27 protein-coding genes are annotated in these 22,988 nt (G+C 55.6%); 9 read left to right on the top strand and 18 right to left on the bottom strand.

Annotated elements, in window-relative coordinates; translation table 11 throughout:
- Positions 1 to 7 precede the first annotated feature (7 nt).
- From ACFOLG_RS06795 to rfbB, 12 genes are all read right to left on the bottom strand, one after another.
- The gene (locus ACFOLG_RS06795; protein WP_386089933.1) at positions 8 to 925 is read right to left on the bottom strand and encodes a glycosyltransferase family 2 protein; all 918 of its coding nucleotides are present in this window, start codon (positions 923 to 925) and stop codon (positions 8 to 10) included.
- A 245-nt stretch (positions 926 to 1,170) separates the two neighbouring features.
- Positions 1,171 to 2,115: a transketolase family protein gene (locus ACFOLG_RS06790; RefSeq protein WP_386089931.1), complete on the bottom strand. Its 945-nt coding sequence runs from the start codon at positions 2,113 to 2,115 to the stop codon at positions 1,171 to 1,173.
- Position 2,116: 1 nt separating this feature from the next.
- Entirely contained in the window at positions 2,117 to 2,923 is an 807-nt protein-coding gene (locus ACFOLG_RS06785; RefSeq protein WP_386089929.1) for a transketolase, read from the bottom strand.
- A gap of 5 nt (positions 2,924 to 2,928) precedes the next feature.
- Entirely contained in the window at positions 2,929 to 3,972 is a 1,044-nt protein-coding gene (locus tag ACFOLG_RS06780; protein ID WP_386089927.1) for an NAD-dependent epimerase/dehydratase family protein, read from the bottom strand.
- An 8-nt stretch (positions 3,973 to 3,980) separates the two neighbouring features.
- A complete protein-coding gene (gene rfbH / locus ACFOLG_RS06775; RefSeq protein ID WP_386089925.1) occupies positions 3,981 to 5,306 on the bottom strand; it encodes a lipopolysaccharide biosynthesis protein RfbH in 1,326 nt (441 codons plus the stop codon).
- A gap of 5 nt (positions 5,307 to 5,311) precedes the next feature.
- On the bottom strand, positions 5,312 to 6,397 hold the full coding sequence (gene rfbG / locus ACFOLG_RS06770) for a CDP-glucose 4,6-dehydratase (protein WP_386089923.1): 1,086 nt from the start codon (positions 6,395 to 6,397) through the stop codon (positions 5,312 to 5,314).
- Positions 6,394 to 7,167, bottom strand: a complete 774-nt coding sequence (gene rfbF / locus ACFOLG_RS06765) for a glucose-1-phosphate cytidylyltransferase (RefSeq protein WP_386089921.1) — start codon at positions 7,165 to 7,167, stop codon at positions 6,394 to 6,396. Before rfbF ends, rfbG begins: the two co-directional genes overlap by 4 nt.
- A 14-nt stretch (positions 7,168 to 7,181) precedes the next feature.
- A complete protein-coding gene (gene rfbC / locus ACFOLG_RS06760; protein WP_386089919.1) occupies positions 7,182 to 7,730 on the bottom strand; it encodes a dTDP-4-dehydrorhamnose 3,5-epimerase in 549 nt (182 codons plus the stop codon).
- Positions 7,731 to 7,746: 16 nt separating this feature from the next.
- Positions 7,747 to 8,616 carry a glucose-1-phosphate thymidylyltransferase RfbA gene (gene rfbA, locus ACFOLG_RS06755; RefSeq protein ID WP_386089917.1) on the bottom strand — a complete coding sequence of 290 codons (870 nt, stop codon included), beginning with the start codon at positions 8,614 to 8,616 and terminating at the stop codon, positions 7,747 to 7,749.
- A gap of 17 nt (positions 8,617 to 8,633) precedes the next feature.
- Complete coding sequence (locus tag ACFOLG_RS06750) at positions 8,634 to 9,176, bottom strand: SDR family oxidoreductase (protein ID WP_386089915.1); 543 nt, start codon at positions 9,174 to 9,176, stop codon at positions 8,634 to 8,636.
- A 13-nt stretch (positions 9,177 to 9,189) separates the two neighbouring features.
- The gene (locus tag ACFOLG_RS06745; protein ID WP_386089912.1) at positions 9,190 to 9,528 is read right to left on the bottom strand and encodes an SDR family oxidoreductase; all 339 of its coding nucleotides are present in this window, start codon (positions 9,526 to 9,528) and stop codon (positions 9,190 to 9,192) included.
- A complete protein-coding gene (gene rfbB / locus ACFOLG_RS06740; RefSeq protein WP_386089910.1) occupies positions 9,525 to 10,589 on the bottom strand; it encodes a dTDP-glucose 4,6-dehydratase in 1,065 nt (354 codons plus the stop codon). The genes ACFOLG_RS06745 and rfbB overlap by 4 nt, the downstream gene beginning before the upstream one ends.
- A 341-nt stretch (positions 10,590 to 10,930) precedes the next feature.
- Here rfbB and ACFOLG_RS06735 point away from each other — a divergent pair, with 341 nt between their 5' ends.
- The 9 genes from ACFOLG_RS06735 to ACFOLG_RS06695 all read left to right on the top strand — a co-directional run bounded on the left by ACFOLG_RS06735 (position 10,931) and on the right by ACFOLG_RS06695 (position 18,912).
- Entirely contained in the window at positions 10,931 to 11,866 is a 936-nt protein-coding gene (locus ACFOLG_RS06735; RefSeq protein ID WP_386089908.1) for an MraY family glycosyltransferase, read from the top strand.
- Positions 11,867 to 12,031: 165 nt separating this feature from the next.
- On the top strand, positions 12,032 to 12,319 hold the full coding sequence (gene groES / locus ACFOLG_RS06730) for a co-chaperone GroES (RefSeq protein WP_088965452.1): 288 nt from the start codon (positions 12,032 to 12,034) through the stop codon (positions 12,317 to 12,319).
- A gap of 47 nt (positions 12,320 to 12,366) precedes the next feature.
- Complete coding sequence (groL, locus tag ACFOLG_RS06725; RefSeq protein ID WP_386089904.1) at positions 12,367 to 14,007, top strand: chaperonin GroEL; 1,641 nt, start codon at positions 12,367 to 12,369, stop codon at positions 14,005 to 14,007.
- A 135-nt stretch (positions 14,008 to 14,142) separates the two neighbouring features.
- Positions 14,143 to 14,889, top strand: a complete 747-nt coding sequence (locus ACFOLG_RS06720; RefSeq protein ID WP_386089902.1) for a Nif3-like dinuclear metal center hexameric protein — start codon at positions 14,143 to 14,145, stop codon at positions 14,887 to 14,889.
- Positions 14,890 to 15,013: 124 nt separating this feature from the next.
- Positions 15,014 to 15,598, top strand: a complete 585-nt coding sequence (gene petA / locus ACFOLG_RS06715; protein WP_349590608.1) for a ubiquinol-cytochrome c reductase iron-sulfur subunit — start codon at positions 15,014 to 15,016, stop codon at positions 15,596 to 15,598.
- Positions 15,599 to 15,612: 14 nt separating this feature from the next.
- Positions 15,613 to 16,950: a cytochrome b gene (locus tag ACFOLG_RS06710; RefSeq protein WP_386089898.1), complete on the top strand. Its 1,338-nt coding sequence runs from the start codon at positions 15,613 to 15,615 to the stop codon at positions 16,948 to 16,950.
- Positions 16,951 to 16,963: 13 nt separating this feature from the next.
- Positions 16,964 to 17,725 (top strand): cytochrome c1, encoded by a 762-nt coding sequence (locus ACFOLG_RS06705; RefSeq protein WP_386089896.1) that lies wholly within the window; start codon positions 16,964 to 16,966, stop codon positions 17,723 to 17,725.
- Positions 17,726 to 17,880: 155 nt separating this feature from the next.
- The gene (locus ACFOLG_RS06700) at positions 17,881 to 18,483 is read left to right on the top strand and encodes a glutathione S-transferase N-terminal domain-containing protein (protein ID WP_386089893.1); all 603 of its coding nucleotides are present in this window, start codon (positions 17,881 to 17,883) and stop codon (positions 18,481 to 18,483) included.
- 9 nt (positions 18,484 to 18,492) lie between these two features.
- Positions 18,493 to 18,912 (top strand): ClpXP protease specificity-enhancing factor, encoded by a 420-nt coding sequence (locus tag ACFOLG_RS06695; protein ID WP_386089890.1) that lies wholly within the window; start codon positions 18,493 to 18,495, stop codon positions 18,910 to 18,912.
- 184 nt (positions 18,913 to 19,096) lie between these two features.
- Here ACFOLG_RS06695 and ACFOLG_RS06690 read toward each other — a convergent pair whose 3' ends face one another.
- Genes ACFOLG_RS06690 through ACFOLG_RS06665 form a run of 6 tightly spaced genes read right to left on the bottom strand, consistent with a single transcriptional unit; the run spans position 19,097 to position 22,944 of the window.
- A complete protein-coding gene (locus tag ACFOLG_RS06690) occupies positions 19,097 to 19,912 on the bottom strand; it encodes an MlaA family lipoprotein (RefSeq protein ID WP_386089887.1) in 816 nt (271 codons plus the stop codon).
- Entirely contained in the window at positions 19,909 to 20,208 is a 300-nt protein-coding gene (locus ACFOLG_RS06685) for an STAS domain-containing protein (protein WP_386089884.1), read from the bottom strand. The genes ACFOLG_RS06690 and ACFOLG_RS06685 overlap by 4 nt, the downstream gene beginning before the upstream one ends.
- Positions 20,205 to 20,813 (bottom strand): MlaC/ttg2D family ABC transporter substrate-binding protein, encoded by a 609-nt coding sequence (locus tag ACFOLG_RS06680; RefSeq protein ID WP_386089881.1) that lies wholly within the window; start codon positions 20,811 to 20,813, stop codon positions 20,205 to 20,207. The genes ACFOLG_RS06685 and ACFOLG_RS06680 overlap by 4 nt, the downstream gene beginning before the upstream one ends.
- Positions 20,814 to 20,845: 32 nt before the next feature.
- Positions 20,846 to 21,337, bottom strand: coding sequence for an outer membrane lipid asymmetry maintenance protein MlaD (gene mlaD, locus ACFOLG_RS06675; protein ID WP_386089878.1), 492 nt, complete (start codon positions 21,335 to 21,337; stop codon positions 20,846 to 20,848).
- 12 nt (positions 21,338 to 21,349) lie between these two features.
- Positions 21,350 to 22,135 carry a lipid asymmetry maintenance ABC transporter permease subunit MlaE gene (gene mlaE / locus ACFOLG_RS06670; RefSeq protein WP_386089875.1) on the bottom strand — a complete coding sequence of 262 codons (786 nt, stop codon included), beginning with the start codon at positions 22,133 to 22,135 and terminating at the stop codon, positions 21,350 to 21,352.
- Positions 22,132 to 22,944: an ABC transporter ATP-binding protein gene (locus ACFOLG_RS06665; protein WP_386089873.1), complete on the bottom strand. Its 813-nt coding sequence runs from the start codon at positions 22,942 to 22,944 to the stop codon at positions 22,132 to 22,134. The genes mlaE and ACFOLG_RS06665 overlap by 4 nt, the downstream gene beginning before the upstream one ends.
- Between the last annotated feature and the right edge of the window lie 44 nt (positions 22,945 to 22,988).

The following is a 22,988-nucleotide window of genomic DNA, read 5'->3' as shown; positions in this document are numbered from 1 at the left end:
CTGTTGGCTACCCAAGTTTTAATATTTTTTTAATAGTCTTAAAGAGAAAACTTGGCTGTGTCCATGAATATGTAAGGCCATATTTGATAACGGTTCCGGTTATGGTTCTCATTTTTTTTGTTGAAAGGCGACTTCCTTTTTTAAGCTCTTTCCGCCACCATGAAGACCAAAGACGGAATTTATACTGTCTTATCGCTCTTGAGTTTTTGGTTAGTCTCGTTTTTTTAAAAACAAAGCGAAGTAGTCGTAGCTGCTGGCCAATATTTATGGTAGAGCTGTCGTTCCCTGAATGAATCCGATAGTGCATTAGCGCTTGTTTGGTCCAGATTATTGGCCCGCGTTCTGCCACTTTCATTAAGTAAGAAACGTCCGAGTATTTTCCGCCTTCTTTGTGGTCCAAAAATAAATCTTTAACTTTACTTGTGCGGTAGATGTATCCTGGGAAGGGAGCGGCGCTGGTAGTTAAGTTGCAATAAAGCAAGAACAGTTCTTCCGGATTTTTTATTTCAAGTAGATCATAATCGCTATGGAAAAAATCTGCTTCAGTTTTTGTGTTGTTGCGTATGATTTTTGCGTTGCAAGCGACGGCAGAGCACTCAGGGTGGCTAATTATTAGTTTCCGCATTGTTTCAATGTAGCCAGGCATCATTATGTCGTCGTCGTGAAACAAAACGAAATATTCAGCCTCAATGTTTTGTAGTATGATTTTAAAGTGATCTAGCGCCGCCAGTTGCGGTGTGCGGCGAACGTATTTTACATCCGGATAGCTTGTTTTGATTAAGTCTCCGACATCATCTGTTGATGAGTTGTCGGATATATAGAGATCGAAACTCGAGTAGCTTTGCCGTAGAACCGAGTCTATGGTTAAAGATATATATTCTGGACGGTTGCAGCTCAATACGTGGATTTCGATTTCTTTTTTCATTGGTTAGGTTGAGCTAAGTTGGCAGATTTATGTCGTCAAATAAATAATGTAATAGGTTTTGTGCGGTTTATCAGGGTTCGGATCCTGTTTTGGCTAAAAGCCTCGCATCTTTCGGCCGAAAATATATTTTCACTTTATTGCGATTAACAGAGTGGGAAAGCTTTTCGCATGAGTTAGTGGTGCTGAAATAAGATAAAGCATCCCCGTGCCTTCAGTATTTCCAACTGTAATTAGTGACACTTGGGTCATGCCCTGACTATGTCAATGGTTGAGTCATGTTGTGCATTGAATTCATTATTAAGTAGGGTTTCAATTTTTTGATAGCTTAGTTCGTGATAATCCATTAAGTAGTGATAGTCACCGCAGTATTTCGAGAATTTGTCGTTAATCCCAATTTTTTTGAAATTACAAATTATATCGCCGGCAATTATCTCGGAAATGCAGCTGCCCAAACCGCCATAAATTGAGTGCTCTTCTAGTGATAGGATGTTATCTCTATTCTTGCAGAGCTCATAGATGTGATTTTTTGCCATGGGTTTTATACAGGGAACGGAGTAGACATCGACGTCATGTCGCTGGCTTGCCAGTTTTAGTGCCGTACTTACCATGGAGCCGGTTGCCAGAATCAAGTTCTTGGCATTGTCCCTAACTAATATTGGCAGTATTGTCTGCATATCTGAGTCTGGCATTGTGGAATGAACATCGCCCAAGTCCGCTTTCCCCATTCGCAAATAACTAGCTTGACTGGATGCCATCGCCGTCTGCATGGTGTACGTTAGTTCATGGCGATCTGCAGGGGAGTAAATTGCCAGATTTGGAATTGCGCGTAGTGCCGCAATGTCTTCCACGCATTGATGACTCGATCCAAGGTGGCTATAAACCACGCCTGCGCCATCTCCGATAAAAATCACTTTGAGTGATTCATAGCAGACATCTATCTTTATTTGCTCCAACACGCGCATTGGAACAAATGCGCTGAGTCCATAGACGATAGGTAAAAATCCGCCTTTGGCCAAACCTGCTGCCACCCCAACCATATTTTGCTCTGCAATACCACAGTTTACATACTGCTCCGGGCATTCTTTACGGAATGCATCGAACAGTGCATACCCGTGATCCCCCGTTAGCAGCAGAACGTTGGGATTGGCTTTTGCGGCCGCAACTAACACTTCTGAGAAGGCAGCCCTCATGCTATTTCTCCTCCAGTTCGGCCATTGCTGCAGCATAGGTTTCGCTGCTGAGTCGTGTGTAGTGCCAGATGTTGTTGTTTTCCATAAAGGAGATACCCTTGCCCTTTATTGTCTTGGCAATAATGGCTTTGGGTTTGCCATTTTTCTTTGATTTTAACTGATGAATTGCATCATCAATTTGCGATTCGTCGTGTCCATCCAACTGGATTGACTCAAATCCAAAGGCAGTAAATTTCTCCATTATATTGCCAAGCTTCAATACTTCGTCTGTACTACCCATTGCCTGGAAACCATTTTCGTCAACAACCACGATCAAGTTATCTAGCTTAAAGTGACTGGCGAAGAGTGCAGCCTCCCAAATGCTGCCTTCGTTGATTTCTCCATCGCCGACGATGGCATAACACATTTGATTAGTTTTTCTGCGCTGGGCGCCATAGGCCATGCCAACTCCTACCGAGAGGCCATGCCCGAGTGAGCCAGAAGTGACCTCTACACCTGGAACATGAGCATCGGCAAGGCCTTTAAGCTGTGTCCCATTGTTGAAGTAATTCTTGATATCTGCAGAGGATAGCCAGCCTTTTTCATGTAAGCAGGCATATTGCGCCATTACTCCGTGTCCTTTGCTTAGCACTAGATAATCACGATTAGGGTGCGCGTGTGCATCATCAGGGAAGCGTAAATGATTTCGATACAGGACAGCCATTATTTCAATGATCGAGAAAGCACAGCCAATGTGGACCGTTGCGCCAGAGAAGGCCATATCTAATACTGTTTTTCTTAGACTTTTTGCGTCAAACACTTGTGTCATCGCAATTAACCTCGATTCCAATCAATAGTTTTTTGCAGTGCGGTGGAAAAAGGCGTGTACTCCCTCACTCCCAATTTATGCTGTGCCTTGCTTGTGTCAGGGATGTAGCGAGCTGGCAGAGCATTAGGAATTGACGATTGCATCACTTCGACTGATAAATTGGGATCAATCTGATGTTGCACAGCCTCGGCAAGTTCCTTGATCGATAGATCAGCAGTTGCACCTAGGTTGTAGGCTTCAGTGTTTTTACCATACCAGAATATATGCCATAGCCATATCGCCATGTCGGCAGCATAAAGATAGGAGCGTCGCGGTGATCCATCACCGTTGACTGTGATATTTTTTCCTTCCAGCGCATCTCTTATAAAATTACCCGCTGCAAATGGACCATGAAGTGGCATACCTGGCCCTATCAAGGCAAATATCCGAGCAATCTTGGCTTCCAAGTTATATTGTCGAGCATAAGCCGTCGATAGCCATTCTGCTGCCCGTTTACCCTCACCGTATGCTGAGCCAAGCTGGCGTGGGTCTGGGGCTCCTTGCCAGTTCTCCATCAGTCGTTGCAGCGCCGGAGGCTGCACTCCATACACTGCACCGCTGGACGTCAACAAGAAGCGAGTGGCTCCACGCTCGATTGCAAAATCCAGTACCCGTCTTGTTCCAGACACATTGACGTCAAATATTGCTAGATAGTCAGCTGTATTTTGGGTGTTGCCAACATCAGTCGCAGCATGGATTACCCCATCAAAACTTCCATCCGGGAAATTGAACGATAAAACATCGCCAGAACAGAAAGTGATGCTGGGAGCACTTGCAATATGGGGTAGGCGCTGTGCATGGATATTTGGAGTGCGGGTTAATACGACCGCACGAATGTCTGTCTGTAGATGCTTGTTTGCATGTGTTATCGACTCAAGTAGCCATGTGCCAATAAAGCCGGTGCCCCCGGTGATAAAAAAACGGGTGCCTGATAGATTTCGCCATATTTCACGGGTATGTTCAATGATCAAATCAAGATCATCGGATGGCAGCGGCTTTTGTACGGTCATGGTTTAGCTCAGAAATTCACACCAACAATCGTCTCGATTTTTTCTACTGCAAAATCGAGCATTTCTCTGCTCAACCCCGGATGCACGCCAATCCAGAAGGTGTTGTTCATGATCAGGTCGGTGTTGGTCAGTTCACCACTCACGCGATAGACCTGGCCGTCCATATACGGCTGGCGGGTGAGGTTGCCGGCAAATAGCAGCCGGGTACCGACGCGATGTTCATCCAGGTACTTGAGCACATCCACACGGCTGATGCCGCTGTCGGGGCGGAGGGTGATTGGGAAACCGAACCACGACGGGCTGCTGTTTTCGGTAGCTTCCGGCAGGATCAGGAACTCAATACAGCTTTGCAGTCGCTCGGTCAGATAGGCAAAGTTGTCTTTACGGGCTTGGATAAAGCCTTCCAATTTGTCGAGCTGGGCCAGTGCGCAGGCGGCCTGCATGTCAGTGATCTTGAGGTTGTAGCCTAAGTGACTGTAGGTGTACTTGTGATCGTAGCCAGCCGGCAGGCTGCCCAACTGCCAGCCAAAGCGCTTGCCGCAAGTATTGTCGCAACCCGGTGCGCAGTAACAATCGCGGCCCCAGTCGCGGAAGGACTCGATAATTTTTTTCAGATCGGAGTCGTTGGTGAACACGGCACCACCTTCACCCATAGTGATATGGTGGGCGGGGTAGAAACTGAGAGTACCGATGTCGCCAAAGGTGCCAACCAGTTTGCCGTCGTAGGTGCCGCCCAGTGCATCGCAGCAGTCTTCGATCAACCACAGATTGTATTTTTCGCACAGTGCCTTGATGGTCTTCAGGTTGTACGGGTTACCCAAGGTGTGGGCCAACATGATGGCTTTGGTCTTGGGGGTGATGGCGGCTTCAATCAGCTCGGCCTTGATGTTGTAGGTGGGGATGTCGACATCGACAAACACAGGTACTGCACCAAACTGGATGATGGGGTTGACGGTGGTGGGGAAGCCCGCCGCCACACCGATGACCTCATCCCCTTTCTTGATGGCCCGTGCACCCAGCTTGGGCGAGGTCAGTGCCGAAAATGCGAGCAGGTTGGCCGACGAGCCAGAGTTGGTGGTCAGCAGGTGCTTAACACCCAGGAAATCGGCCAGGCGTTTCTCGAACATGTCGTTGAAGCGGCCTGTGGTCAGCCAGCCATCCAGCGAGGCTTCAACCATGTTCTTCAGTTCAGCGCCATCGATCACTTTACCCGACGGCGGAATTACGGTCTTGCCTGGCTCGAAGCTACGCGGCGCCATGGCGATAGCGGCGTATTCGTCGACGAGCTGAGCAATTTGTTGACGGAGTTGTTGGGCTTTCTCTTGTTGGCTCATTGCAATTATTCGCTAGTTTGGTTGGTGCCTTGGTAGGCGACGATCTGCTGCAGCGTAATTTGCTGCATATCTTGTTTGGAACGGTGGGCTTGGTGCCAGTTGCAGATATGTTTTAAGGTCGTGGCGAGCGACCAGCGCGGTTGCCAGCCAAGATGTGTGTGAGCTTTGGTACAGTCGAGCTTGAGATAATGTGCTTCGTGCAGATTAGCCGCCGCTGGGTCGATGACATAGCGGGCACCCTCACCCCACACTTGGGTGAGGGTCTTGACAATCCACTCCACAGGCTTGGCATCGCTCTCTTGAGGGCCGAAATTCCATCCTTCGGCGTAGGCAGGCCCTTCGGTGTAAAGCTTTTCAGCCAGGGCGAGATAACCTGATAGGGGTTCCAGCACGTGTTGCCACGGGCGGATGGCGTGGGGGCTGCGGATGGTGACTGCTTCGCTAGCTTCGATGGCACGCATGATGTCGGGGATCAGCCGGTCACCGGCCCAGTCGCCGCCGCCAATGACGTTCCCGGCACGAGCGCTGGCCAACGCCACGCCGTGCCGGGAATAGTCTGCGGGATTGAAAAACGAGTTGCGGTAGGCGCTGGTGACGAGTTCAGAACAACCTTTGCTGTTGCTGTACGGATCATAGCCGCCCATCGCTTCGTTTTCGCGGTAACCCCACACCCATTCGCGGTTTTCGTAGCACTTGTCGCTAGTGACGTTGACCACCACCCGGACTGTGGGCGTGGTACGAACGGCTTCCAGTAGGTGCACCGCGCCCATCACGTTGGTGGAATAGGTTTCTACCGGGTTGGTGTAGGAATAGCGCACCAGCGGCTGGGCTGCCATATGGATGACGATGTCCGGCTGGCTATTTTGCATGGCTTGAGTGAGTGCATCGAGGTCGCGCACGTCGCCCAGGATGGAATGCATGCCGTCGGCTACGCGGGCTTCTTCAAACAAGCTGGGCGCAGTGTTTGGGGCCAATGCGTAGCCGGTTACCTCTGCACCGATGTGCTGGAGCCATAGAGAGAGCCAGCTGCCTTTGAAGCCGGTATGCCCGGTGAGGAAAACCCGCTTTCCATGCCAGAATGCCGAGTTCATTCCCATACCTTCCACGGCGCCTTACCACTTTGCCAAAGTTCTTCCAGATAAACCTTGTCTCGCAGTGTATCCATTGGCTGCCAGAAGCCTTCATGGGGAAAGGCTGCAAGCTGACTGGTTTCTGCCAGTTTTTCCAGTGGCTCACGCTCCCAGATGGTGGCATCGTCATCGATCAGATCGATCACCTTGGGCGATAGTACAAAGAATCCGCCATTGATCATGCCCCCGTCGCCCTTGGGTTTTTCCTTGAATGTGATGACCTTGCCGTCATGGATGTCCAATGCACCGAACCGACCAGGAGGGTAGGTGGAGGTAAGGGTCGCATTGACACCTTGGGCTTTATGAAATTCGATCAACTGAGCAATATTGACGTTGCTGACGCCGTCACCGTAGGTAAAACAAAAGGCTTCATCGTTCTCTACGTAATTGCGGACTCGCTTCAGGCGTCCGCCTGTCATGGTGTCTTCACCAGTGTCCACCAAGGTGACACGCCAAGGCTCTGCATAGCGCTGATGAACTTCCATCTTGTTATTCGACATGTCGAAGGTGACATCGGACATATGCAGGAAGTAGTTGGCGAAATATTCCTTGATAACGTAACCCTTATAGCCGCAGCAGATTACGAATTCGTTGATCCCGTAATGAGAGTAGATCTTCATGATGTGCCATAGAATCGGTTTGCCACCGATTTCTACCATTGGCTTGGGACGAACCGAAGTTTCTTCACTAATGCGGGTGCCGAGGCCACCAGCCAAGATGACTGCTTTCATTTTTCTCTCGTCATTCAATAAAAAAATTGTGCCGCCGGAAAATGGCTGCCCTGCAAATCCTTGGCGGATAGTGAAGGTTGCCCAGCAATTGGCCAATCTATGTTCAGATCTGCGGCATCCCAAATAATGCTGCGCTCACTTTCGGGGGCGTAATAGTCGGTAGTCTTGTACAAAAACTCCGCCTCATCGGATACCGTTAAGAAGCCATGTGCAAACCCTTCCGGAATCCACAACTGCCGTTTGTTTTCTGCCGACAGATTTACCCCAACCCACTGGCCGAAGGTCGGTGACGACTTGCGGATGTCCACCGCCACGTCGAACACTTCGCCCACCACGCAGCGTACCAGCTTGCCTTGTGCATGGGGCGCTAACTGGTAGTGCAGCCCGCGCAGTACTCCTTTAACTGAGCGGGAGTGGTTGTCTTGTACGAAGTCGACCTTGTGGCCAATGGCTTCCTCAAATCGCTTCTGATTGAAACTTTCGAAGAAAACCCCCCGGTCGTCGCAAAATACAGCCGGTTCAATGATTTTGACGTCCGAAATTGCGGTATCGATAATTTTCATGAAAAGGCGTGCTTTCTTACTTCAGCAGCTGCAGCAGGTATTGCCCGTAGGCATTTTTCTTCAGCGGTTGTGCTAGCTGTTCCAGTTGGCCCGCATCAATCCATTGCTGAACATAGGCTATTTCTTCCAGGCAAGCCACTTTCAGTCCCTGCCGATTTTCTACGGTGGCAATGAATTGGCTGGCTTCCAGCATGGATTCATGTGTGCCGGTATCTAGCCAGGCATACCCCCGCCCCATTGTTTGTACGTCAAGCTGGCCTTGCTGTAGGTAGCGGTTGTTAACATCGGTAATTTCTAGCTCGCCACGGGCAGAGGGTTTTATTGACTTGGCTATATCCACTACCTGGTTGTCGTAGAAATACAGGCCGGTTACCGCGTAATTTGACTTAGGCTGGGCGGGCTTTTCTTCAATGGACAAGGCTTTGCCCTGCCTGTCGAAGGCCACTACTCCGTAGCGTTCCGGGTCGTGTACATGGTAAGCAAATACACTTGCTACTTCCGCTTTGGCATTGGCCGCCTTTAGCAGTTTCGGGAAGTCATGGCCATGGAAAATGTTGTCGCCAAGAACTAGTGCGGACGGTGCGCCGTCCAGAAATGCCTCGCCTATGATGAACGCTTGCGCGAGCCCATCGGGGCTGGGCTGTACTGCGTATTGCAGGTTGATGCCCCATTGGTTGCCGTCGCCGAGTAATTGCTCAAAGCGCGGGGTGTCTTGCGGGGTGGAGATAATCAGTATGTCCCGGATACCTGCCAGCATCAGTGTGCTTAGCGGGTAATAGATCATCGGCTTGTCGTAGATGGGCAACAACTGCTTGCTCACTGCCAGGGTGGCCGGGTACAGGCGGGTGCCGCTACCCCCGGCTAGAATGATGCCTTTTCTACTCATGGACACAATCTCGTTTGTCAACGTTGGTCAAGCTGGGCCAAGACGTGCTTTACGCTGTCATGCCAGTCTGGTGGGTGAGTGCCAAAAATTTTCTGAATTTTACTGCAATCCAGCTGTGAGTTGCGCGGTCTGCGCGCTGGCGTCGGGTAGCCTGATGTAGGGATGGGCTGGATGTCAGCGGCGGACAGCTTCAGCGGAAAGCCATGTGTTGCGGCCAACTCAACAACCAGTTGGGCATATTCGTACCAACTGGTGCTGCCGCTGCAGCTGAGATGGTAGAGCCCGCTAGGAAAGTCACATTTGTCCCGGCGATATTGCTGAATGATGTGTGCGGTTACATTAGCAAGCAGGCTGGCCGGGGTCGGCGCCCCTATCTGGCCCGCGACGATGCTGAGCTGGTCGCGTTCATTGGCAAGCCGCAGGATGGTTTTCAGAAAGTTGCCGCCATGTGCACCAAATACCCAGCTGGTACGCAAAATGGCATGGGCGGTCCCCGCTGTGGCAACGGCCTGTTCCCCGGCCAACTTGCTGCTCCCATAGACACATTGAGGGTTGGCCACATCTGTCTCTATATTAAGAGCCGTCTTTTTCTCCATCGAACACGTAGTCGATGGAGTAGTGAATCAATAGTGCTTGGTGCTCTGCGGCCCATGCGGCCATGGTGGCGGGCGCATCGGCATTCACTTGTTTAGCTGTTGCGGGGTCGCTCTCTGCTTTGTCCACCGCGGTGTAGGCTGCAGGGTTTACGATGATGTCCGGTTGCACGCGGTCCAGCGTTTGCCGGATAGCAGCTATATCGCACAAATCAAGGCTGGATCGGTCAAGGCACACGGTTTCGCCTGTTACGGCCAGGGCACGTTGCAGCTCAAAACCAAGTTGGCCGTTTCCCCCCGTTAGCAAAATCCGGGTCATGCTTCGTCCCCGTACTGGCGGTCTATCCATTGCCGGTAGCTGCCACTCGTTACGGCCTCTGTCCACTCACGGTTTGCCAGGTACCAGGCTACTGTTTTACGAATGCCTGTTTCGAAGGTTTCGGCGGGTTTCCAGCCAAGTTCTTGTTCCAGTTTGCGTGCGTCAATCGCGTAGCGGCGGTCATGACCGGGGCGATCCGCTACAAAAGTGATTTGTTCTGCGTATGGTTTGCCGTCACTACGTGGCTGCAGTTCGTTAAGAATGCTGCAGATGGTGCCAACTACGTCCAGATTGGCTTTTTCGTTCCAGCCGCCCACGTTATAGGTTTCGCCTACCTTGCCGGCTTCCAGTACGCGACGTATTGCAGCGCAGTGGTCCTTTACGTAAAGCCAGTCTCGAATCTGCTGGCCATCGCCGTAGATGGGAAGTGCTTTTCCTGCGATGGCGTTTAAGATCACCAGCGGGATCAGCTTCTCCGGGAAGTGGTAGGGGCCATAGTTGTTGCTGCAATTGGTGGTGAGTACCGGCAGGCCATAGGTATGGTGCCAGGCGCGTACTAGATGGTCCGATGCGGCCTTGCTGGCGGAGTAGGGGCTGTTGGGTTCGTAGCGGTTGGTTTCGCTGAAGGGGGCATCTGTGGCGGCCAACGTACCATAGACCTCATCCGTTGATACGTGCAGAAAACGGAAGGACGATTGCTCTTCTTCACTCAAGGTCGCCCAGTAATCACGGATGGCCTCCAGCAAGTTAAAGGTACCAACGACGTTGGTCTGGATGAAGTCACCCGGGCCGTGGATGGAGCGGTCAACATGTGACTCAGCTGCAAAATTGACAACGGCCCTGGGGCGATACTCGAGCAAAAGACTTGCTACCAGATCCCGGTCACCGATATCTCCACGGATGAAGTGGTGGCGAGGGTCCCGTTCAAGCGATGACAAGGTCTGCAGATTGCCTGCGTAGGTAAGCTTGTCGAGATTGATGACTGGTTCATCCTTGCAGGCTAGCCAGTCAAGAACGAAATTGGCGCCGATGAAGCCGGCCCCGCCAGTAACAAGGATCATGGGTTAGGGTTCCAAAAGTCATATTGAGGCCCGCGAAAAGTCAGGCAGAACGCTTGTCTGTTGATGAGACTGCGAAAAGTCCGAGTATATCCTACTATCTGTTATCCTCCCGATCCTGCTGCCGGAGCCTGGCTCTGGTATGGGCCTGGCAAAGGCCTTAACCTTGGACTTGCTTCTCGATGCTGCAAATATTACTGACGGCAATGTTGGTTTCTATTCTTGCGGGCCTTGGCCTCATTAGATACTCACATTTGCACTCGCATCTCACTGCCGACTTTGATACCGCCGGGGTGCAGAAATTTCATGCCGTGCCTGTGCCACGAGTCGGGGGTATCCCGATCATGTTGGGGCTACTGGTGGGGTGTGCGCTGTCTGGCTATCTGAATACTTCGGTGTGGGTGCTGCTGTTGCTGCTGTCTACCGTGCCCGCATTCGGCTTTGGCCTGCTGGAGGATGTCACCAAGAAGATTGGGCCGCTGATCCGTTTGTTGGCAACATTTGTGTCCGCCGGATTGGGGTATCTGTTGATACAGGCTGCTCTGACACGGTTGGGGATTCCCGCGGTTGATCATCTGCTGGCGCGCTATTGGTGGCTATCTCTGGTGGTAACCATGGTTGCCGTAGGGGGTGTAGCGCATGCTTTCAATATCATCGACGGCTACAATGGCCTTTCTGGTATGGTGGCAGTGCTTGTTTTTACGGCCATGGCTTATGTGTGTCTCAAGGTGCATGACATCCTGCTGATGAGCGTATGCATGGCCATGATAGGTGCAGTGCTTGGCTTCCTGTGCTGGAATTTCCCGCGTGGGCTGATTTTTGCTGGTGATGGTGGGGCCTACTTGGTGGGCTTCATGATTGCAGAAGTCTCTGTGCTGCTCGTTGCGCGTAACCCGCAAGTGTCGCCCTGGTTTCCACTACTGTGTGTGATTTATCCGGTGTTCGAGACCTTGTTTTCCATTTACCGGCGCAAGTTCCTGCAAGGTCGGGCAGTGGGCTGCCCAGATGCGCTGCATCTGCATCAAATGATCTACCGACGGCTGGTGCGTTGGATGGTAGGGTCTCGTGAAGCACGCCACCTTACCCAGCGTAATAGTCTGACTTCCCCCTATCTCTGGCTGCTCTGTTCTTTTTCTGTACTGCCCGCCATGCTCTTCTGGAACCGGACATGGGTGCTGCTGGTCTTTGTGGTGCTCTTTATTGCGGCCTACCTCTACTTGTACCAGCTTATTGTGCGCTTCCGTGCCCCGCGATGGCTGACCTTGCGCAAGGGCGGCTAGTGCACGGGCGTAGTTCTGATTCCAGAATTTCTTCACATGTCCCTCTTGAAAGCTGGCGACCCCGTCCCTATGATTAGCACTCACAAGGGGGGAGTGCTAACGGCGTTTCCTCACACCCACAAGCATAGTCTCTGTTCACACAGCTACTGATTTTAGGAGAGATCAATGGCAATCCGTCCTCTGCACGACCGTGTTGTTATCAAGCGCCTTGAAGCTGAAGAGAAGACCGCTTCCGGCATCGTTCTGCCGGGCGCTGCCGCCGAGAAGCCGGACATGGGCGAAGTGGTCGCCGTGGGCCACGGCAAGATTCTGGAAAACGGCGAGCGCCGTGCGCTGGAGCTGAAGGTTGGCGACAAAGTGCTGTTTGGCAAGTACTCCGGCCAGACTGTCAAGGTCGACGGCGAAGAGCTGCTGGTGATGCGCGAAGAAGACGTGATGGGGATCGTCGAGTAATCCGACCCATCACAATTTTTTGATACAGATTCTGGAGATTATTGAGCATGGCTGCTAAAGACGTACGCTTTGGTGATTCCGCCCGCGCCAAGATGGTGGTGGGTGTCAACATTCTGGCTGATGCCGTTAAAGTGACCCTGGGCCCGAAAGGCCGCAACGTGGTACTGGATCGCTCCTTCGGCGCGCCGACTATCACCAAGGATGGTGTTTCCGTTGCCAAGGAAATCGAACTGAAGGACAAGTTCGAGAACATGGGCGCGCAGATGGTGAAGGAAGTGGCTTCCAAGACTTCCGACGTGGCCGGTGACGGTACCACCACCGCTACCGTACTGGCCCAGGCCATCGTGCACGAAGGCATGAAGTTCGTGACCGCCGGCATGAACCCGATGGATCTGAAGCGCGGCATCGACAAGGCGGTAATCGCCTTGGTCGGCGAGATCGCCAAGATCGCCAAACCGTGCGCGACCACCAAGGAAATCGCCCAGGTTGGCTCCATCTCCGCCAACTCCGATTCCGACATCGGCGACATCATCGCCAATGCGATGGAAAAAGTGGGCAAGGAAGGCGTGATCACCGTTGAAGACGGCAAGAGCCTGAACAACGAGCTGGACGTGGTGGAAGGCATGCAGTTCGACCGCGGCTACCTGTCCCCGTACTTCATCAACAACCAGGAAAAGCAGATTGCCGCGCTGGACAATCCGTTCATCCTGCTGTTCGACAAGAAAATCTCCAACATCCGCGACCTGCTGCCGGTACTGGAACAGGTGGCCAAGTCCGGCCGTCCGCTGCTGATCATCGCCGAAGACGTAGAAGGCGAAGCGCTGGCTACCCTGGTGGTGAACACCATCCGCGGTATCCTGAAAGTGGTTGCCGTGAAGGCGCCAGGCTTTGGCGATCGTCGCAAGGCCATGCTGCAGGACATCGCCGTACTGACCGGCGGTACCGTTATCGCTGAAGAAGTTGGCCTGACCCTGGAAAAAGTTACCCTCGACATGCTGGGCCAAGCCAAGCGTGTTGAAGTGGGCAAGGAAAACTCCACCATCATCGACGGCGCCGGCGACGTTGCCGCCATCCAGGCCCGCGTGACCGAAGTACGCCAGCAGATCGAAGCCGCGACTTCCGACTACGACCGTGAAAAACTGCAAGAGCGCGTGGCCAAGCTGGCCGGCGGTGTTGCCGTGATCAAGGTTGGCGCCGCTACCGAAGTGGAAATGAAAGAGAAGAAGGCTCGCGTGGAAGACGCGCTGCATGCTACCCGCGCCGCGGTTGAAGAAGGCGTGGTCCCTGGCGGTGGCGTGGCCCTGCTGCGCGCCCGTGCTGCCATCGAGAACGTTGTCACTGTCAACGCCGACCAGGCCGCCGGCGTGAAGATCGTGCTGAAGGCGATCGAAGCGCCGCTGCGCCAGATCGTGCAGAACGCCGGCGACGAGCCGTCGGTGGTGGTGAACAAGGTGCTGGAAGGCAAAGGTAACTTCGGTTACAACGCCGCCTCTGGCGAGTATGGCGACATGATCGAAATGGGCGTGCTGGATCCGGCCAAGGTAACCCGTTCGGCGCTGCAACATGCAGCATCCGTTGCCGGTCTGATGCTGACTACCGACTGCATGATCGCGGAGCTGCCGGAAGACAAGCCGGCTGCCGGTATGCCGGACATGGGCGGCATGGGCGGTATGGGCGGCATGATGTAAGCAGCCCTCCGTGCTGAATCAGAACCCCGCAGCGTGCTGCGGGGTTTTTCTTTGCGGCCAACCTTGGCAAGGTTGGCCGCATTGCTTGGTGGCTCTGGCACAATGCGAGCAGACGCAAGCAAAAGGGAGTAGGGAATGGAATTGCAGCAGCTGGTGTTGGCGCTTAACCAGAAACTGGAGCCGTGGCGTTTCAAGGATTACGCGCCTAATGGCTTGCAGATAGAGGGGCGGGCGCAGGTACAGCGAATCGTCACCGGCGTCACGGCGTCACAGGCGCTGCTGGATGAGGCGGTGCGCTTGCGGGCCGATGCCATCCTGGTGCATCACGGCTACTTCTGGAAAAGCGAGCCGGCGCCACTGACCGGCATCAAGCGCCAGCGCATTGCCACGTTGCTGCAAAACGACATCAGCCTGCTGGCCTACCACTTGCCGCTAGATGCGCATCCTGAGCTGGGAAACAATGCACAGCTGGCGAAGAAGCTGGGCTTGCAGGCATGCCAAGCCAGCCCGGATGAGCCGCTGCTGTGGCAGGGTGAGCTGGCGCAGCCGTTAAGCGGAACACAGTTGGCCGCACAGTTGGCACACAGCCTGGGGCGTGAGCCGCTAGTGCTGGGCCCGACTGAGCGTCCTATCCGGCGGCTGGCATGGTGTACGGGCGGGGCGCAGGGCTACTTCGAGCAGGCGGTCGCGCTGGGGGTGGACGCCTTTATCACTGGTGAGGTGTCCGAGCAGAACCTGCACCTGGCAGAGGAGTATGGCGTCACATTCCTTGCGGCAGGTCATCATGCAACGGAGCGCTATGGTGTAAAAGCCTTGGGTGAATGGCTGGCTGCGGAATACGCACTGGATGTCAGCTTTATCGATCTGTTCAACCCGGTCTGACGACAATCCCATGTTGGCAATGAGGCGATTTCTCGCATATGCGCTTCAAGTTCCGTGTTGGATTCGGGTAGAATCGTAAGGTTTCAAGTTTAGAGCTCGGTTTCCACGTTTGAGGATGACTGTAATGAGTGAACAACACGTTGATGCGGGGCGCCGTCGCTTTCTGACGGTGGCCACCAGCGCGGTTGGTGGTGTGGCGGCGGCCGGTGTGGCCGTGCCGTTTTTGATGAGCTTTGCGCCGTCTGAGCGTGCCAAGGCTGCTGGTGCCCCGGTCGAAGTAGATATCAGCAAGCTGGAGCCGGGTCAGAAGATCAACGTCGAGTGGCGCGGCAAGCCGGTATGGGTGCTGTCCCGCACCCCGGAGCAGCTGAAGAACCTGGCCACCATCGAAGGCGATCTGCTGGATCCGTCGTCCGAGGGTTCCGAGCAGCCGGAGTACTGCAAGAACAAGCATCGCTCCATCAAGCCGGAGGTGCTGGTTGCCGTGGGTATCTGTACCCACCTGGGCTGTTCTCCGACCCACCGCCCGGATATCGCCCCCGCTGATCTGGGGCCGAAATGGGTGGGTGGCTTCTACTGTCCGTGTCACGGCTCCAAGTTCGACCTGGCCGCCCGCGTTTACAACGGCGTACCGGCACCGAAGAACCTGGTCATCCCGCCGCACAAATACCTGGCCGACACTCGCCTGTTGATCGGCGAAGACAAATAAGCGAGGGAGTGAACATGAGCATTGGGCAAAAAGTGCTGAACTGGGTAGACGATCGCTTCCCGCTGTCTTCGATGATGAAGGAGCACGTTACCGAGTACTACGCACCGAAAAACTTCAACTTCTGGTACTTCTTCGGCTCGCTGGCCATGCTGGTGCTGGTGATCCAGATTGTTACCGGTATTTTCCTGACCATGAACTACAAGCCGGATGCCACGCTCAATGGCGCGGGTATCCCGGTAGCGTTCGCCTCGGTCGAATACATCATGCGCGATGTGGCGGGTGGCTGGATCATCCGTTACATGCACTCCACCGGCGCCTCCATGTTCTTCGTGGTGGTGTACCTGCACATGTTCCGCGGCCTGATCTACGGCTCCTACAAGCAGCCGCGCGAGCTGGTGTGGATTTTCGGTACCCTGATCTTCCTGCTGCTGATGGCCGAGGCCTTCATGGGTTACCTGCTGCCGTGGGGCCAGATGTCGTTCTGGGGGGCGCAGGTGATCGTGAACCTGTTTGCTTCCATACCGGTGATCGGTCCGGATCTGTCGGTGTTCATCCGTGGCGACTTTGTGGTTGGCGATGCCACCTTGAACCGCTTCTTCGCGCTGCATGTGATCGCCATTCCGCTGATCCTGCTGGCGCTGGTGGTAGCGCATCTGATCGCGCTGCACGAAGTGGGCTCCAACAACCCAGACGGCGTGGAAATCAAGAAGCTGAAGGGCGAGGACGGTACGCCGCTGGATGGCATCCCGTTCCATCCGTACTACACCGTGAAGGATATCCTGGGTGTAGCGGTATTCCTGATCGTGTTCTCCGGCATCGTGTTCTTTGCGCCGGAAATGGGCGGCTACTTCCTGGAGCATCCGAACTTCGACCAGGCTGACCCGCTGAAGACCCCGCCGCACATTGCGCCGGTTTGGTACTTCACCCCGTTCTACGCCATTCTGCGCGCGGTGCCGTCCTTTGCCGGTACCCAGGTATGGGGTGTGCTGGCGATGGGCGCGGCGGTGGTGCTGATCGCCTTCCTGCCGTGGCTGGACAAGTCGCCGGTGAAGTCGATCCGTTACCGCGGTCCGAAGTTCAAGTTCATGTTGGTGCTGTTCATTATTGCCTTCATCGGTTTGGGTATTCTGGGTGCCGCCCCGTCTACCAACGTACGTACCGTGGTAGCGCAGTTGCTCTCCGTCATTTACTTCGCCTTCTTCCTGGGCATGCCGTTCTATACCAAGAACGACGTTGGCAGCACGCCGGTTCCGACCCGCGTGACCATGAGTACCCCGGCCCGCCAGATCCGTTTCCTGGTGCTGGTAGCGGTTACCGTGGTAGCTGCGACCCTGTTTGCGAAATTCATCTGATAGAGGGGGCACTATGAACAAGACCATTCGTCAATTGATTGCTGCTGCTGCCCTCGTCCTGCCGGCCGTCGGTGCATTTGCTTCCTCCGAGGGTCCGGCCCTGGAGAAGGCGCCGATCAACATTCAGGACACCGAAAGCCTGCAGCGCGGTGCGCAGACTTTCGCCAACTACTGCCTGTCTTGTCATTCGGCGAGCGCGATGCGCTACAACCGGCTGACCGACATCGGCCTGTCTGAAGAGCAGATCAAGGGCAACCTGATGTTCGCCACCGACAAGATCGGTGAGCAGATGAACGTTGCCATGGACAAGAAAGACGCCAAAGCCTGGTTCGGTGCCACACCGCCGGACTTGTCCGTGATTGCTCGCTCGCGCGGTGCCGACTATCTGTATGGCTACCTGCGTGGTTTCTACCGTGACGACTCCCGTCCGACCGGCTGGAACAACCTGGTATTCGACAAGGTGGGCATGCCACACATCCTGTGGCAATGGCAGGGTGAGCAGGTACTGAAGACCGAGAAGAATGCGGAAGGTCATGAGGAGCATTCGCTGCAGCTGGTCAAGGCCGGCACGTTGACCAAGCTGGAAAACGGCAAGGCCAATACCGCCGAATTCGACAAGCGTATGGCTGACCTGACCAACTTCCTGGTCTACATGGCCGAGCCGGCACAGGTTAAACGTCAGCAGATTGGTTACGTGGTGCTGATGTACTTGATCCTGCTGCTGTTGCCGTTTGCCTACTTCCTGAAGAAGGCCTACTGGAAAGAAATCCACTAAAGCACCGTGGGTTCTTGCAGAATAAAGCGGAGCGAAAGCTCCGCTTTTTCTTTTGAAATCATTGGCTTATGCAATTTTATTCGCTATTTGCCAAGCGAAAGTGCTAAAATTGCCTGTTATTTCATCAATTGCCGCCAAAAGGAAGTCAGTCCGCCATGATGACACTCTATTCCGGAACCACTTGCCCGTTCAGCCAGCGTTGCCGCATCGTGTTGTACGAAAAGGGTATGGATTTCGAGATTATTGACGTGGACGTGCTGAACAAGCCGGAAGATCTCGCCGTGATGAACCCGTACAACGAAGTGCCGGTACTGGTGGAGCGCGATCTGATCCTGCATGAGTCCAATATCATCAACGAATATATTGATGAGCGTTTTCCGCATCCGCAGCTGATGCCGGCCGACCCGGTAATGCGCGCCCGCGCCCGTCTGTTCCTGTTCCGTTTCGAGCAGGAACTGTTCATTCATGTAAAAACCATGGAAGCAGGGGCAACCGGCAAGGAAGCCACCAAGGCTCGCGAAGCGATTCGCGATGGCCTGATCACCATTGCGCCGATCTTTGCCAAGCAGAAGTTCATGCTGGGCGATGACTTTTCGATGATCGACGTGGCCATTGCGCCGCTGATGTGGCGCCTGGAACACTACGGCATCGATCTGGGCAAGAATGCCGCGCCGATCCTGAAGTATGCCGAGCGCCTGTTCCAGCGCCAGTCTTTCATCGATTCGCTGACTCCGGCCGAAAAGGCCATGCGCAAGTAAGAGGCGGCCATGACAGTCAGTACCCGGCCTTATCTTCTTCGCGCCATTCACCAGTGGTGTACCGACCAGGGGCAGACGCCTTACATGGTGGTATGGGTGGATGAAAACGTGCAGGTGCCGATGGAGTATGTGAAGAACAACGAGATCGTGCTGAACGTAGCTTATGGCGCGACGCAGAATCTGCAGCTCGATAACGACTGGATTTCCTTCGCTGCCCGTTTTGGTGGTGTCTCCCGGGAGATCTGGGTACCGGTCGGTAATGTGCTTTCTATCTTCTCGCGGGAGTCGGGCGAGGGGATGGGGTTCGAGTTGGAGGCGCTGTCGCAACCGGCCACGCCGCCGCAAGCCGTCGCTGCTAGCGAGCCTGAGCCGGCAGTGGACGAGGCGGCCAAGACGGCAAAGGTGATTACCTTTCCGGGGCGGCGCTAAGGCCTGGTTGGCGTCGTGAGGTTTCTGCGGCAGAGCTGACACCCCAAGTGTGAACTCCGGTTCGGCTGTGGGGTGTTTTACTTGGCTGCTGGCGTTGTCTGACTGCCATCGCCAAGGTGTTGCGAGTAGCTTGCATAATAAAAATGGCCACCGACAGGTGGCCATTTTTTATTGCCGTGAGCGCTTATTGTGCTGCCGAGGCCGCCGCGGATGCCGGGGCTGCCGCGAGCGGAGCAGAGGCTGACGGTGCGACAGCATCGGGTCCAACCAGGTCGTCGATATTCTCTTCCTGCACCGGGCTGCTGGCATCCGGCTGGGCGCTCGGCTGAAAACCAACCTGGCGGTTGCGGTACTGCAGCCAGGCATCGCGCATATAGCTGTACGGGTCCAGCGCCGCTTGCTGCAGGGTATCTTCCACGCCCAGCATCTGCTCGCGGGTGCTGATGCCCTTGAGCACGGTGGCCGCGGTCGCCTGCGACTCGGTGTGGAACACCAGGTCGTGCTGATTGGCGACGGTGAAGTTGGCCGCAGTGCCCAGGCCATCGCGCACGGTGGACGGGCCCAGCAGTGGCAGCACCAGGTAGTTGCTGTTCTTCCAGCCGTAGTGGGCCATGGTGTCCCCCAGCGTGGCCGGCTCGCGTTGCAGCCCCATCGGGGTGGCGATATCGATCAGGCCGAACAGACCGAAGGTGCTGTTGAACGAGATGCGCATGAAGTCGGTCAGCGTCTTGCGCGGCTCCAGCTGCAGGCCGTGGTTCAGCATGCTGTAGAGGTCTTCAAGGTTGTTGAAGAAGTTGCCGACACCGGTGCGCACCGGCTGCGGGGTGATTGCACGGTAGCCTTCCGCCACCGGTTTCATCACATAGCGATCCGCTTTGTCGTTGAACTGGAATACTGCCCGGTTCATCGGCTCCAGCGGATCCTGCGGATGGCTGGGGGTACTGGCACAGCCCGCCAGCAATACACTGCTGGCTAGCAGGACGGTAAGGCGCTGTTTCATGGTGCGTCTCCTGGCATGCCCAGCAGGTCGGCAATGCCATACAGGCGTGCCTGGCTGGCCAGGCTGGCCGGCAGGTGCTGCAGCAATAGCTCCCCGCCGCGCTGCTGTTGCTGGCGTGCGGCGCCCAGCAGCATGGCCAGGGCGGCGGCGTCGGCTTTCTCGACGGCGGACAGGTCCAGGTGCAGCGTGCCGCCTTGCATGGCTTGCAGCAGCTGGGGCTGGACGCTGGCAACCGTGTCCATGTCCAGCACGCCTTGCAGCGCAAGCTGGCCGGCGGTGACGGTAATCAGGCTCATGCCGGCTTCACGCCCTCGTTCTTGTCTTTCAGCTGCTTGATCAGGCCGTCGATGCCGTTCTTGCGGATTTCTTCACCGAACTGGGTGCGATAGACGGTAACCAGGCTGGCGCCTTCCACGCTGACGTTGAAGATTTTCCAGCCCTGGGCGCCCTTGTACAGGGTGTAATCGATGCTGACGTTTTTCTTGTCGGCATTGCCCGGCAGGGTCACTTCCGATTTCACCACGGCTTCACGGCCGCCATTATTGAACTGCGCGGCGGGCTTGACGTCGATCTGGGCGGTCTTGAAACGTACCATGGTGGACGAGTAGGTGCGTACCAGCAGGGTCTTGAACTGGCTGGCCAGCTGTTCCTGCTGTGCCGGGTTGGCCGCACGCCAGTCCTTGCCGACTGCCAGCGCGGTCATGCGGGTGAAGTCGATCAGCGGGATCACCATGCTTTCCACTTGTTCGCGCACCTGGCGGGTGTTCTTGCCGTTTTCCTTTTTCAGGATATCCAGCGCCTTTTGCGAGGTGTCCTGCACAAGGCCTACCGGCTCGTCGGCGGCCAGTGCCGGGGTGGCGAGGCCCAGCAACAGCATCAGGGAGGTAAGCAGCTTTTTCATGATGTGCGTCTTTCTTTTATCTATGCGAAGAATTATTGGCTCTGGCTGGCATCGCTGCCGCCGGCGGCCGGTTTATCGGCAAAGCTGGTCATGAACTTGCCAATCAGCTGCTCCAGCACCATGGCGGAGGAGGTGATGCTGATATGGTCGCCAGCTTTCAGATTGTCCGGGTCGCCGCCCTGGGTCAGGCCGATGTACTGTTCGCCCAGCAGGCCGGCGGTCAGGATCTCGGCACTGGTGTCGCGGCTGAACTGGTATTTGCCATCCAGAACCAGTGTCACATCGGCGACGTAGCGCTTGGTGTCCAGCGCGATATTGCTGACGCGGCCAACCAGTACGCCGGAGGATTTCACCGGCGCCTTGACCTTGAGCCCGCCGATATTGTCGAACTCGGCAGTGAGGGTATAGGTGTTGCTGTCGCTCTGCGGGGTGAGGTTGGCCACTTTCAGGGACAGGAAAGTGACCGCCGCGATGCCGATAGCAACGAACAGGCCAACCCACAAATCAATGGTAGAACGTTTCATCAGTGTTTATTCCTAGAACATGAAGGCCGTCAGGACGAAGTCCAGCGCCAGGATGACCAGTGCCGACGTCACCACGGTGCGGGTGGTGGCGGAAGAGACGCCGCTGGCCGTTGGCGTGGCGTCGTAGCCTTCGAATACCGCGATCAGCGTGACCGCCATGCCGAAGAACAGGCTCTTGATTAGGCCGTTGACCACGTCGTAGTGCAGGTCGACGTTGTTCTGCATCTGCGACCAGAACGTGCCTTCGTCCAGGCCGATCATCACCACGCCCACCAAGTAGCCGCCGAAAATGCCCATCACGTTGAAGATGGCGGCCAGCACCGGCATGGAGATCACGCCGGCCCAGAAGCGCGGCGCCACCACGCGGGCGATGGGGTTCACCGCCATCACGCTCATGGCTTCCAGCTGCTCGGTGGCCTTCATCAGGCCGATTTCGGCGGTCATCGCCGAGCCGGAGCGGCTGGCAAACAGCAGTGCCGCCAGTACCGGCCCCAGCTCGCGCAGCAGCGACAGCGCCACCAGCGCGCCCAGCGCATCGGAAGAGCCGAAGCGTGCCAGCGTGTTGTAGCCCTGCAGGCCCAGCACCATGCCGACGAACAGGCCGGATACCATGATGATGATCAGCGACAGCACGCCGGCGAAATACACCTCGCGGATGGTGAGCTGGAAGCGCAGCAGGCTCTGCCCGGAGTTGAGCAGGATGGCCAGCAGGAAGCGGCTGGCAAAGCCCAGGCGCCAGATAGCGTTGACGGTCAGCTCGCCCAGCTGGCGGAACGGAGACAGCAGTTTTTCCATCATGCGTTCTCCTGCAGGCCGAACGCTTGCGCCAGCGTATCGGTGGCCGGGTAGGCGAAGTGCACCGGGCCGTCCGGTTCGCCGGCCACGAACTGCGCCAGCCACGGCGATTCGGCGTGGCGTACCTGCTCTGGCGTGCCCTCGGCCACGATGCGGCCGTTGGCGACGAAATAGACGTAGTCGACGATATCCAGCGACTTGTGCACATCGTGGGTGACCATGATGGCGGTGGTGCCCAGCGCGGCGTTGAGCTTCTTGATCAACAACGCGATGGTGCCCAGCGAGATCGGGTCCAGCCCGGTGAACGGCTCGTCGTACAGCATCAGCTGCGGGTCGAGCGCGATGGCGCGTGCCAGCGCGATGCGGCGCGCCATGCCGCCGGACAGCTCGGCCGGCATCAGCCGCTCGGTACCGCGCAGGCCGACGGCGGCCAGCTTCAGCAGCACCAGGTCGTGGATCACGCTTTCCGGCAGGCGGGTGAGTTCGCGCAGCGGAAACGCCACGTTGTCGAATACGGACAGGTCGGTGAACAGCGCGCCGAACTGGAACAGCATGCCCATGCGGCGGCGGTGCTGGTACAGCTCGGCATTGCTCATGCGGCCAACGTCGCGGCCGTCGACCAGCACTTCGCCGTGTTGGGCGCGTACCTGGCCGGAGATCAGGCGCAGCAGCGTGGTTTTCCCGCTGCCGCTGCCACCCATGATGGCAACCAGCTTGCCGCGCGGAATCGACAGCGACACATCCTGCAGGATGGGGCGGTCGTTGTAGGCAAAGCCGACATTGCGAAGGGTGATGAAACTGTCGGAAGACACATTCAGTCCTGTGGGTAACAGAAAAACAGGGAGCCGTAGTCACG

The organism is Vogesella facilis (genome assembly GCF_042648525.1).
Classification (GTDB): Bacteria; Pseudomonadota; Gammaproteobacteria; order Burkholderiales; family Chromobacteriaceae; genus Vogesella; species Vogesella facilis.
This window is presented reverse-complemented; position numbering and strand designations above follow the sequence as displayed.